Genomic DNA, 12,418 nt, shown 5'->3' with positions numbered 1-12,418 from the left:
ATGCGAACGATTATCGCTCCCCTCCTCGCAACATTTATTTTCCTGGCCTTTGCCGGCGCGCTTCCGGCGCAGATAAAGGGCACCTCGATGGGAGGAATTACCACGGTGGTCTCGGACGGCGCGTTCGACGCCGCGCGCAATCCCGCGCTCCTGGTCACCCAGAAATCTCCCCACTCGTTCGGGGCTTATGCAAAATATCGACCCTATTTCTACTCCGATTTTTCCCTTGGCGAAAATACGCAATCGATTGAACGCTCGGACCCCGAAACCTTGACCTTTGGCGCGATCACTGCCTATTCCTATTCCTCCGGTTCCACGATCATGGGTTTCGCCATTGGGGAGGCGGGCGGCGATCTGTATAATGCATCGAAAGTGGAACAAAAAATTTTCACCCCGTCCGGGGAACTTCGATCCACCGAGGATGAGGTCGAACTTAATCCCTCTCTTGTCTTTTCGCTTGCCTTTCCAGTTGGCGACTCGAGCTCTATCGGTTTTCAAGTTGGAACCGCATACAATATTAAAACAACGGATACCGTGGAAAAATTCTTTTTCAACGGCCCTCCCATAACGCATACACAAACACTGACGAAAGAGAAATCGGCCACAGCAATTTCGGTCGGTGCGGGATTCGGATACCTCTTTTCCACCCCTGACAGCCAGGCGGGGATACTTATCCGGACGGGAAATGCAGAGCTTTATTATGAAACGATGGACCTAACGTTCGAAGACCTGGACGATACGATCAGCGGTATGGGACAGGCGGGACTATTGAAATATTCCAAATCCGTCACCTCGAAAAAGCGCATGCGCTACAGCGACCCGGCCAGCATCGCGGTGGGGGGCTACAAGCGCTTCACCCCGCTGTTCGCCTGCGCGTTCGAAAGCGTCTATACCCTCGAAAATGCGTATCCCTCGAAGGCCCTTGATGACCAGGAAAGCACCAGCGATACCGACATCGTCGAAATACAGCTTAAAAAGACTTATACAAAAATGCAGTCGAAAATCGATGTCAAAGGTGGTGTCGAGCTCAATGTCATGCAGCAGCTCGCGTTCACGCTTGGAGTGGGTTATTCGACATCGGAAATGTCATCGAGGACCGGGAGCGAAAATTCAAACAGTTCCCGATCCCAGAGCAAGGTCGATATACTTTACGCTACCTTTGGCGCCCATTATGCCCTTGATGAAAAAACCTGCCTGACCATGACGGTCTTTTATGCCGACGTTGAGGGATCGTTCCGCGTCCAGGAGAATAATTTTTCGCTGGATGTCAAGGCGCCCACACGCTTCATCGATACGGGCCTGGGCGTTACGTCGAAATTCTGATCGTTTACATCACGTCGTCCAGAAACCGAAGTACCCTCATGAATACCCGGTGCGATCCCTCGCCGTTCACGATGCCGTGACGATCCGCGAATAGCCTGCATAGTTCCTTGTTCCTGCACCCGATCCGGTCGAATATTTCCGGTCCGCTTACGGGATTGACGACCGGGTCGTTCGATCCCTGGATGATGAGCGCGGGGACGCAAAGCTCCGGCAGGTTCTGGTCGACCACCCGCATAAATTTTTCAAGCTGGGCCACCCCGCGCACCGGATTCCTGAAATAGTTGATATGCTGGTTTTCAGGCGTATTGGCGACGAATTCCAGTTTCCCCTTCTTCACGCTGAGCCTGTCCATGAAATTGTTCCAGTGGACGATCGTGGACGCCATCCGCGATCCGATATTATTGATCCTCAGGGGGGCATTGATCGAAACCATCCCCGCGAATCGGTCACTCTTATTCACGGCCTGGAGGAGGGCAAGCCCCGCACCGGTGGAAAAACCGACGACGGCCATCCTTTTTACGGTGTTCTTGAGCACGACATATCCCCGATTGACCGATTCGTACCATTCCTCCCATGTACGCTCCTGCAGATCCTCCGGCGCGGTGCCATGACCGCGCATGCGCACCCCGTACACCGTGAAACCCCTGCGATACAGAAATTCACCCAGCGCGCGCATCTCCTCGGGCGCCGCCATGTACCCGTGTACCAGGAGGACGCCCTTACTGGAAAAAAAACGCTTCAGGAAGAAGGGCCTTCCTATATTCCGCGGTTTGCTTTCCCCTTCAATGAAGTATTTCTGGTAATCCTGTTCGAAATATTCCAGATCGAGCGCGCGGTACATCTTCCGTATCCTCCTCCTGAGGATGCACGCCGGGGCGCGCATTACCGCGTTCAGGTTGCGGACGACTTGATCGAGGGGCTCTATCTCATTGCGCAGCACCTCGACGATGTTATCCTTGCGGATATCGTGGAATTCGTAGAGCTTCGAAAACCGATCCCGGTTTTTATAGATAAAGCCCTGTTCCTCAGAGATCAGGCCGTCGGACTTTGCGGCGTCCATGAAGCTCACGAAGCGCGCGTGCAGGTCGTCAGTGAGAAGGTAGTTCTGCCTCATTTTCAGGGTGGTGTGGTGTGATTGCATCGTGACGGACTGTATGCGATCGATCGCAAGGTACGCCCTGTTCTTGAAATCGTCCACGCGGATCTTCCGGCGCCGATATCGCTCAAGGATGTAGGCGAAGATATGATCGTGGTTCACCGTGGTCATACCGTAGATTGCGTACATATATCGGTACATCAGGTCCAGTGCCTCCCTGCTGAAGTGGAGGTCGCCCTTGATTTCGATCGCGGAGAGATAGAGCTTTTCGTTCCCGATCGCCCGCCGGGTAGCCCCCGAGGAGAGGTATTCCTTCATGTAAATGGGCGCGCCAAAATTGATGTCGATATCGACGCCCTCGGTAATCATGGTGCCCTCGACTTCCAATTCCTCCTCGATCCTCTCCGGGAGCGTGTGCACGAAATAGTTCGCAAGGCGGTTGATCGCGTTGTTCCTCGCGCGTATGGGAAAATAGGTAATATTGACGGGGACGATGCACGTCTCCAATCCCGTGATTCGCTCCACCTCCCCCGCGGAACCGAGTTCAAAGTGTCCGATATACTCCTGCAGCTCCCGCTGATTGCCGTTTTTCAAAAGATGGGCCATTTTCGCCCGGTAAAATTCCGCCCTGAGCGCGAGAATACCGGAACCCGTATGGGGCGGGCGCCGGATGCCCGTGTTGTAAATCATGTATTTTCCCTTCTCGACGAGCTTCTTGTCCTTTACCATCTGGCCCTCGGGAAAGACCATGACCGAGTAATCGCCCCGCAGCAGCGCGCCTATGATTTTCCGGTCGCGTTCCGGGTCCTTGGTGGAGATGGCGCCCAGTTTGGTCATATAGGTTCCGAATGCGCCGGAAAAAAAGCTGTGGTGCGCCATCGAGAGCGTGTTCTTGCCGGTAAGCTTATGCAGCATGTAGGGCATCACGAAGGTTTCAAGGCGGGTGAAATGGTTTATCACGAAAATGCACGGCTGCTCTGGAATTCTCTCGGCATCGTGGACGCGGATGTCCGCCTTGGAAAACTTGATTATCGCATCCAGCGCCAGCTTGGTGAGCTTGAGCAAAAGATTGGAAGGCTCCATGGTTCCTCCGTCAATGGTGAGGATGCGTGTCAGTACCGGGAATTCCTGTAATCCTCCAGGATCGACGCGTGATCGAAGGCCATGTCCGCCGGCAGCGCCGACAGACCGAATGCCTCCGCGCGGCTCGCATCGTCCGCACCGACCGGGATTCCCGTGGCCCGGGCGATGAACACCGTGCTGATGGTGTGCAGGCGCGGGTCCCTCTGCGGGTCGGAATAGGTGTGAAACTGTCTCCGGAGGGTTACCTGCAGCGAGGTTTCCTCCAGGGCCTCGCGTATCGCCGCCGCTTCCAGGGACTCCCCGTAATCCACGAATCCTCCCGGGAGCGCCCACCCGTGGGGCGGGTTTTTCCTGTAAATCAGAACTATCCGTGTATCCGCCCCCGGCCCGTGCGCCGCATCGTCCTCCAGCTCGATAATTATATCAACAGTGGGAACCGGATTCCTGTATTCTTTCACGCCGAATGCCTGTGTTCCTGGAAATATTTCACCATGGTGATCTCGCTCCCGTTCTGGCCGAACGAGAGCTCGAATACGTTCTTCACGAGCTGCAGCCCGATTCCATGAAAGGTTCTGACGAACGCGCCCTCGCCGGCTTCCTCTTCCTGTTCAAGGTACTTCCGCCATTCGAAACCGCATCCCTCGTCCTTCACCACGTACACCACTTTTTCCTCGTCCAGGCTGTAGGAAATATGCACCTTGCGGGCCGCCAGGTAATCCTTGTTGCATTCCTTAATAAGAATGTCCCAGTAATTTCCCTTTCGTTGCTGCAGCTCGGTTTTCATGTCGTAGTCGACTTCCAGATTTCCGTGTTCGACCGCGTTTGTCAGGACTTCCTGGAGGGCCATCTGGAGGAGGTATATCTGCGCGCGCGGGAGCCATCGTTCCAGGTTTCGGGTCAGGCGGTGGGAAAGCTGGTACAGGTCGGAAATATTGTTATCCATGCAGTAGCGGCCGGCCTCCCCGACCAGATTTTTCATGACGATGCGGTCGCTGTGTACGGCGCGTCCCGATACCAGAATGTTCTGTAGCTCCCCCTTATTGCAAACCGGCCGCATCGACAGGTTTATCGATACGACCCGGTCGGTTCCTTTGAACCGGATCGAATAGGTGAACAGGGTCTCTTTCCCCAGGAAAACGTCCCGCAGGCGGTCGAGCAGCACGTAACTCAGGTTGCTGTTTTCCTCGTAGACCTCGTTCATGAACACCGCGCGAAGCGGCTTGCCCTGGAGGTCGGACCTGGGCAAGCCCATGAGATTTTCGAACGTCTGGTTGAAGGTCACGATCTGGCCGTACATATTGAGCACGATAAACATCTCATCCGTGTTATCCAGCATCAGGTTCTTCCAGCGGATTTCGAATTCCTGTTTTTCCGCGAAATTCCTGAGTGAATTGATTTTTCCATTCTGGTATGAGTTATGAATGAGGAAGGAGGACGCCAGGAGGGCCCAGAATCCCAGGGCGGCGGCGATGGAATACCCGCTCATATTCTCGCGGAAGACAGCGCCCCACAGGACGGCCGCGAGAAAGCTGGAACAGGTGATTACGACAACAGACCGGTAGGTCGCGGCGCTAATGCTGATTTTCATCACGTCCCGTGGCATATCAGGTACAAAAGGCCTTTATGTACCGATATTACCAGGACTTATACGAAATGAGCAAGAACAATTATCAGACCAACTGCGGCGTGCGCTCCTTTTTTCTCAATCCCAGGAAATGCTCGTATGAAACCCTGAGCGCCCGCACCGCTTCCTCCGGCGATTCAAATACGGGAATCTGGTAGTCGTTCCTCACGGCGATGATACGCTCCACCGCGTTGGGGATATAGATGGCCGCCGGTTTATCGAACTTCCTGCATATCCCGCCCAGCTCCGCGATCGCGTCGATAACCACCTGCTGCCATACGTTCGGCACCGCCAGAAGCGCATCAACCTCGTCCGATGACAGAATGATCTCGAAGATATCGATGAATACCTGCTTCGAGAGCGTGGGCCCCAGGTCGATGGGATTGCTCGCGTTGAAAAGTTTGCCGGTTTTCCCGATTCTTTCGCGCGTTGCCTCCGAGAGCGTCGCCATCTGCATACCCGATTCCACGACGATATCTGCCGTGATGCCACCGAACGCGCCCGAATTGGTAAACACCGCCACCCTGTTCCCGCGTATAAGCGGCATATGGGTGAAAATCTTGGGAAGGGCGTGCAGTTCGCTAATCGCCTTCAGCCGCACGATTCCCGCCTGGCGGCACGCGTGATCCAGGATGACGTCATTGTTCGCCATGCCCGCGGTGTGCGACATCGCGGCGCGCGAGCCCTCGGCCGTTCGTCCCACCTTGTATAAGAGAATCGGCTTCTCCACCTTCTTCGCGATCTCTATGAGTTTCCTGCCGTTCTTGATATTCTCCAGGTACAGGCCGATCACCTCGGTCGAATCGCCGTTGAAGTACTCGATCATATCGGACTCGTCCAGGTCTTCCTTGTTCCCTATGCTCACCATCTTGTTGACGTTATTCACGTCCCTGCGGAGGGAATCCATGATGAGCACCCCCACCCCGCCGCTCTGGATTACGTATGAAAGCGAACCCGGCCGGTCGAACACCTCGTCGTACATGCCCGGAACGAACCCGAAAAAACAGCAAAACCTTTCGTGAGCGTTCAGCGTGCCCAGGCAGTTGGGCCCCAGGAAGCGGATGCCGTATTCATCCGCGAAACGGCTGATATCGGCCTGGAGCCGCCGGCCTTCCTCGCCGGTTTCTGAAAACTCGGCGGTCTCGATCACCACGTTCCGTATCCCCTTGATCCCGCAATCCCGCACGATCCCCGGGACCGCCCGCGCAGGGGTAAGAATGACCGCCAGGTCCACCGCGTACGGCAGGTCCAGGACCGAGCCAAATCCCCTGGCCCCCTGGACGTCCTCGCCCTTTGAATTGACCACGTAGCTTTCGCCGGTATAGTGGAGGTACTCGAGAAATTTCGATATTGTCGATCCCAGGTTGAAGGGACCGTTAGACGCGCCGACCACGACGATAGATCGAGGAGAGAAGAACTTGTCCATGGAGAACCTCGCCAACTGAATAGAATAAGTCAAAATGTAATATGCCATACTTTTTCGCAATAATAGTTACCATTCGCAGGACGAATCCGTTTTTCAACGCTTCCTGGAATGCCAAGGCCGCCCCGGCCCATCCTCTCCGTCCGCCTCCCCTGCATCTCAAAAATTGTATACGCGAGGGTCTTTGGATTGACAAAAAACATTTCCTTCATATGGTGATAATCCACTTGCCTGATCCCGGAAGATCGCACCGCAATTTTATTGTTGGAGAAGATCGCGATGTTCAATAAAGAATTCGAATCCATGCCTATCAAAAAGCTTCGGGAACTCCAGGTCGAACGGCTCAAATGGTCACTGGGACACGCCTACAAGAACGTCGCCCACTACCGCCAGGCGTTCGACAAGGCCGGCTTCCACCCCGATCAGTTCAACTCGCTTGACGACATGAAGCGGGTCCCTTTCCTCATGAAGCAGGAAATGAGGAACAATTACCCCTTCGGGCTTTTCGCGGTTCCCATGGACAAGGTGATCCGCATACACTCGTCCTCGGGGACCACGGGAAACGCGACCGTCGTGGGCTACACGAAAAATGACATCGAGGTCTGGGCGGAGGTGATGGCCCGAACCATCGCCTGTGCCGGCGGCAGCGAAAAGGATATGGTCCAGGTTGCCTACGGGTACGGGCTTTTTACCGGCGGCCTCGGGGTCCACTATGGCGCGGAAAAAATCGGCGCGACGGTCGTTCCCATTTCCGGGGGAAATACCGAGCGGCAGCTCATGCTCATAAAGGACTTCGGCACCACGATGCTCGCGTGCACCCCGTCATACGCGATCAACGTGGCGGATTACGTGGAAAAGAACAGGCCCGATTATAAATGGAAGTCGACCAAGCTTCGCGCGGGAATATTCGGTGCGGAGCCCTGGACCGAGCAGATGCGCAAGGAAATCGAAACGCGTATCGGTATCGACGCGTTCGATATCTACGGGTTGTCCGAGGTCATAGGCCCGGGGGTCTCCTGCGAGTGCAGCGCAAAGAACGGTCTTCACGTGTTCGAGGACCATTTCTTCGTCGAGATTATCGACCCCCAGACGGGAGAGATACTACCGGAAGGATCGGCCGGGGAAATCGTATACACGTCGCTCACCAAGGAGGCATGCCCGGTCATCCGGTACCGCTCCCGCGATATTACGAAGATATATTATGATTCATGTTCGTGCGGGCGCACGCTCGTGAAGATGGACAAGGTCTCCGGCCGCTCCGACGACATGCTCATAATCAGGGGTGTCAACGTGTTCCCCTCGCAGATCGAGGCGCTGCTCATGGAAATCGAAGGCACCGAGCCGCATTACCAGATCATCGTCGACCGCAAGGGGGCACTGGACGACATCGAGATAATGGTCGAGGTAAACGAAAAAATATTCTCGGACGAGGTGAAGGTCCTGAACAACCTGTCCACTAAAATCAGGCAGCGCATGCAGGGCGTGCTCGGCGTATCGGCGAAGATCACGCTTGTCGAGCCCAGGTCCATCGCCCGCAGCGAGGGCAAGGCGCAGCGCGTCGTAGACAGACGCAATCTCAAATAACCGAGGAGAAGGCCATGAACGTAACCCAGCTGTCGCTCTTTCTTGAGAACAAGCCCGGGCGCCTGCAAAGCGCCCTCAAGGTGCTGTCCGACAACAAGATCAATATCATGACGCTCACCATAGCCGAGGTCTCCGACTTCGGCATAGTCCGCCTCGTGGTCAATAAGCCCGACGAGGCGGTAAAGGCGCTGCGCGCGCAAAGCTTCACATGCAGCACCACCGAGGTGCTCGCGATCGAAATCGAGGACGTACCGGGGGCGCTCGCGCGGGCGCTCGATATTTTTGGCACGCACAAGCTCAACATCGAATATATGTACGCTTTCACGGAAAAAAGAAATGACAAGGCGGTCATGATTTTTAGATTTGATGACATCGAGGCGGCGAAAAAGGCGCTCGCCGACGAGGGTTACCAGATCGTGAAGAAGATCGATATTATTGGAGAATAAGATGAAAAAGGTACTTCTTGGGAATGAAGCGGTCGCGCGGGGCGCGTACGAGGCGGGATGCACCGTTGCCGCGGCATATCCCGGTACCCCAAGCACCGAAATTCTCGAGGCCATTGCGCGCGATTTTCCGGAAATCAAGGCGCAGTGGTCCCCCAATGAAAAGGTCGCGCTCGAGGTCGTCGCCGGCGCCTCGGTCGCCGGGGCGCGCGCGATGGCGGCAATGAAGCATGTGGGCTTGAACGTCGCCGCCGACCCGCTGTTCACCTTTTCCTATACCGGGGTGAACGGCGCGCTCGTGATCATCAATGCCGACGATCCGGGCGCCTGGAGCTCGCAGAACGAGCAGGACAACAGGCACTACGCCCGCGCCGCAAAGGTTCCCATGATTGAGCCCACCAGCCCCGCCGAAGCCAAGGAATTCACGCGACGCGCCTTCGATATTTCCGAACAATTCGACCGGCCGGTGATCGTGCGCATCACGACACGCATCGCTCATTCCCAGGGCATCGTTGAACTGGGCGAAAGAAAATCGGACACCCTCAAGCCGTTCGTACGCAATTTTCAGAAATACGTAATGCTTCCCGCTCACGCGCGTCCCCGTCACAGGTTCATTGAAGAACAGATGCCCCTCTTGACGAAATATGCCGAGGAATCGGACCTGAACACCATCGAATGGAAAAACAAAAAGCGCGGCATCATCACCAACGGCGTCGCCTACCAGTACGTCAAGGAAGTCTGTTCCGATGACTCCGTTCTTAAGCTCGGTTTCACCTGGCCGTTCCCGGACGCGAAGATCCGCGAGTTCGCAAACCAGGTCGAAGAGCTTTACGTGGTGGAGGAGCTTGATCCCTTCATTGAAGACCATGTTCGTGCGCTGGGATACAAGCCCATCGGCAAGGAGATCATTCCCATCCTGGGAGAGCTCACCCCCGAGATCGTCGACATGGCGCTCAACAAAAAACGCCCCCTGAACGATATTCCGGTCTACTCCTCCAAGATTCCGGGAAGACCACCCGCACTGTGCGCCGGGTGTCCCCACGGATTCGTGTTCGAGGTCTTGAAAAAGCTCGACCTCGTGGTAAACGGCGATATCGGCTGTTACACACTCGCGGCGCTGCCGCCCTACTCGGCGATGCACAGCCAGGGGTGCATGGGCGCATCTATCGGCATGCACCTGGGCTTCGAAAAGGCCCAGGGAGACAAGATGGCACGCAATTCCGTTGCGGTGATCGGCGATTCAACCTTCATCCATTCGGGCATTACCCCGCTCATCGATCTCGTATACAACAGGGGCACCGGGACCGTGCTTATCCTCGACAATCGCGTGACCGCGATGACCGGCCACCAGGACAACCCCGCGACGGGAAGAACCCTCATGGGGGAGGTGACGCATGAGCTTGACCTCGAACTGCTCTGCCGCGCCGTGGGGGTGAAGCGCGTGCGCAAGATCGATCCCAAGAACACGGCCGAGTTCGAGGCTGCCGTGCGCGAAGAAGTCGCCGCCCCCGAGCCGTCGGTGATCATCTCCACCAGAAAGTGTATTCTTACCAAGTGAGGGAATTATGCAGAACGTAATCTTCGCAGGGGTTGGCGGCCAGGGCGTTATTCTCGCCAGCAAAATACTCATGGAAGTCGCGATGAACGCCGGGTACGATGTCAAGGAATCCGAGGTACACGGTATGGCCCAAAGGGGGGGAAGCGTCGACTGCAATGTGCGCTACGGCTCCAAGGTTTACTCGCCGCTCATCGAGAAAGGTACGGCCGATTACGTCGTTTCCTTTGAAATGCTTGAATCGATGCGTAAACTTGAATACCTGAAAAAGGGCGGCGTGCTCATCGTCAACAACGACCGGGTCGATCCGGCGCCGGTCAAGGCGGGCCTCGAAAAATATCCCGAAGATCTCGAAACCTGGTTATCCACGAACGCCGGCGATACGGTCATCATCGACACCGCCGGCGCTCTTAAGACGGCCGGAAGCAAGAAAGCGCTCAATATCGTCATGCTGGGCGTGCTGTCCAATTTTCTCGAATTCACGCCGCAGCAGTGGGAGACCGCCATTCGTGCGCAGGTGAAAGAAAAGTTCGTCGATATGAACCTGCAGGCCTTCCAGCTGGGCAAAGCGCTCTATAAGAAATAGTCCGGAGGCCTCCATGAAACGCTTACTGCCGGTTACACTCATTGTCGCACTGTTCATTCTCTCCTGTTCCACGTATACCACGGAATCAATCACGCGGAAGGGAGACCTCCTCAAATCGATCACAAACGCGGGCCTCATCCTGAGGATTTCCAAAAACAGCAAAATCGAAAAAGAGGATTATATAAGAAGCGCATCCCAGTGGCTCGGCGCCCTTACTACGGTGAGGGGTCTGATATTGCTTACACAGGCGAGTGACGCCGTTTCCACCTACACCTCCGAGGCGGAGAGATTTTACCAGATTTCCGGAAACGGGGAATTTCAGAAATTCAAATCGTCCGGCGTGATCAATATGTATGTTCGCGGAAACGAGGCCGAACTTAAGAAAATAATGGAGGAGAAAAAGCTCGATGGCATGGTTTTTTATGAAATCTACAGCATTTCTTCGATGGAAATGCAATTCATCGACTTCGATTCCACCGTGTGCGTGCTCGACAAAAATCTCCAGGTAGCCTACACGGACCGTCAGGCCGATAAATTCGAGATCGACGAAATGAATTCCGAAACCATCAAGAACAGGCTGCTGGACAAAATCAGTGAACGACTGGTTGAAACGCTGGTCGGGCTGAAATTTGTAACAAAATAACCATTGGAGACGGCGGGATTCGAACCCGCGTCCTACAACACGCCACTACAACCTCTACATACTTGTCCCTTTCTTTTAAATTTAAGTCCCTCAGCCAGGAAAGGGCACCGTCCTTGGGACCTGTTTCCCTAGTGTTTCGCGCCGGTTCCGGGAACTGGGCCGGTCGCTATCCGCTGTATTTTACGCCCCTTGACAGCCCCAGAGGATCAAACTTGTCAGGGACGTCGCAGCTTAAGCTGCGAGTGCGTAGTCGTTGTTTGCTTTTACGTTTAGTCCCGCCATTATTAACGAGTTGACGGCACACTCGGTATGCAGTTGCAGACGCGCCATTGCAGTCGAAACCATTTCGTCCCCTGCCGGAATAAGATACAAAAAGGGCCCTTTTTCGTCAAGTTATTACCATGCAGTGCCGCGTTTCTTACATTTCTCAAACCAGGCGCGGGGGGGATATTAGGGTACCAGATAGAAGACCCGCGCCTTCAAACGCGGGTCTTTTTACGGTGTTTTCGTGGTTTCTACTTCTTAACCTTCGGCTTCGGTGCGTCCATACTTGCCTTCACCTTGGGCGCTTCGGCGCTCACACGCACCCTCATACCGTCGAGGTTTACCTTGTACCCGCCCGAAACGGTGACATACTTCTTGTAGAGGTCCGAGACGTCGGTGATCTTGGCCATGAACCACGTTCCCTGGCGCGCGTCATCCTTTGTCCGGGGAGCGCTGTAAGTGCCCTTGTCGCCCTGAAGGTCGAGGATGATCACGACTGTTCCGAGCTTCAAGTCGTCCGCGGTCGCGATTCGCGTCTGCCAGAAGTTTTTAGTCCATACATCGTTACCGTCCTTTACCTTCATGAACTCGGCTTCGTTCTTGGTTTCGGCCGTGGCGGGCGTCTTCATCTTTGCAAGATGGACATAAATCCACTCCTGCGAGGTAAACTCCTCATCGGTAATGAAATAGTCATCGGCCTGGATGTAATGCTTATCCTCGGCAGCATACGCTGGGATGACCAGGACAAATGCGATCAGCATGAGGCAGTACAGAAAACCTCGTGTTCTTTTCAT

The 12,418-nt window shown here is 55.1% G+C and carries 10 protein-coding genes, 1 other RNA gene and 1 pseudogene; 6 read left to right on the top strand and 6 right to left on the bottom strand.

The window, feature by feature from the left end; all coding sequences use genetic code 11:
• A complete protein-coding gene (locus tag EPN93_15910) occupies window positions 1–1,323 on the top strand; it encodes a hypothetical protein (GenBank protein TAL32442.1) in 1,323 nt (440 codons plus the stop codon).
• A gap of 4 nt (window positions 1,324–1,327) precedes the next feature.
• On the opposite strand, the gene EPN93_15905 is transcribed toward EPN93_15910, so the two are convergent.
• The 4 genes from EPN93_15905 to EPN93_15890 form a co-directional block, all read right to left on the bottom strand.
• Window positions 1,328–3,502 (bottom strand): alpha/beta fold hydrolase, encoded by a 2,175-nt coding sequence (locus EPN93_15905; protein TAL32441.1) that lies wholly within the window; start codon window positions 3,500–3,502, stop codon window positions 1,328–1,330.
• Window positions 3,503–3,531: 29 nt separating this feature from the next.
• The gene (locus EPN93_15900; protein TAL32440.1) at window positions 3,532–3,960 is read right to left on the bottom strand and encodes an NUDIX hydrolase; all 429 of its coding nucleotides are present in this window, start codon (window positions 3,958–3,960) and stop codon (window positions 3,532–3,534) included.
• On the bottom strand, window positions 3,957–5,105 hold the full coding sequence (locus EPN93_15895; GenBank protein ID TAL32439.1) for a PAS domain-containing protein: 1,149 nt from the start codon (window positions 5,103–5,105) through the stop codon (window positions 3,957–3,959). Before EPN93_15895 ends, EPN93_15900 begins: the two co-directional genes overlap by 4 nt.
• Window positions 5,106–5,172: 67 nt before the next feature.
• Window positions 5,173–6,600, bottom strand: coding sequence for a hypothetical protein (locus EPN93_15890; GenBank protein ID TAL32438.1), 1,428 nt, complete (start codon window positions 6,598–6,600; stop codon window positions 5,173–5,175).
• Window positions 6,601–6,828: 228 nt separating this feature from the next.
• On the opposite strand from EPN93_15890, the gene EPN93_15885 reads away from it, so the two are divergent.
• From EPN93_15885 to EPN93_15865, 5 genes are read left to right on the top strand one after another with little or no spacing between them, the layout of a single operon-like run.
• Window positions 6,829–8,133 (top strand): phenylacetate--CoA ligase, encoded by a 1,305-nt coding sequence (locus tag EPN93_15885; protein TAL32437.1) that lies wholly within the window; start codon window positions 6,829–6,831, stop codon window positions 8,131–8,133.
• A gap of 14 nt (window positions 8,134–8,147) precedes the next feature.
• Entirely contained in the window at window positions 8,148–8,579 is a 432-nt protein-coding gene (locus EPN93_15880; protein ID TAL32436.1) for an amino acid-binding protein, read from the top strand.
• Window position 8,580: 1 nt separating this feature from the next.
• A complete protein-coding gene (locus EPN93_15875; protein TAL32435.1) occupies window positions 8,581–10,134 on the top strand; it encodes an indolepyruvate ferredoxin oxidoreductase subunit alpha in 1,554 nt (517 codons plus the stop codon).
• A 7-nt stretch (window positions 10,135–10,141) separates the two neighbouring features.
• Window positions 10,142–10,717 carry an indolepyruvate oxidoreductase subunit beta gene (locus EPN93_15870; GenBank protein TAL32434.1) on the top strand — a complete coding sequence of 192 codons (576 nt, stop codon included), beginning with the start codon at window positions 10,142–10,144 and terminating at the stop codon, window positions 10,715–10,717.
• 13 nt (window positions 10,718–10,730) lie between these two features.
• Window positions 10,731–11,360 carry a hypothetical protein gene (locus EPN93_15865; protein TAL32433.1) on the top strand — a complete coding sequence of 210 codons (630 nt, stop codon included), beginning with the start codon at window positions 10,731–10,733 and terminating at the stop codon, window positions 11,358–11,360.
• A 3-nt stretch (window positions 11,361–11,363) separates the two neighbouring features.
• Here EPN93_15865 and ssrA read toward each other — a convergent pair.
• Together ssrA and EPN93_15855 are read right to left on the bottom strand one after the other, a co-directional pair.
• Window positions 11,364–11,714: a transfer-messenger RNA gene (ssrA, locus tag EPN93_15860) on the bottom strand.
• A gap of 224 nt (window positions 11,715–11,938) precedes the next feature.
• Window positions 11,939–12,418: pseudogene (locus EPN93_15855) on the bottom strand (hypothetical protein).

Source organism: Spirochaetota bacterium, from assembly GCA_004297825.1.
Lineage (GTDB): Bacteria > Spirochaetota > UBA4802 > UBA4802 > UBA5368 > FW300-bin19.
This window is presented reverse-complemented; position numbering and strand designations above follow the sequence as displayed.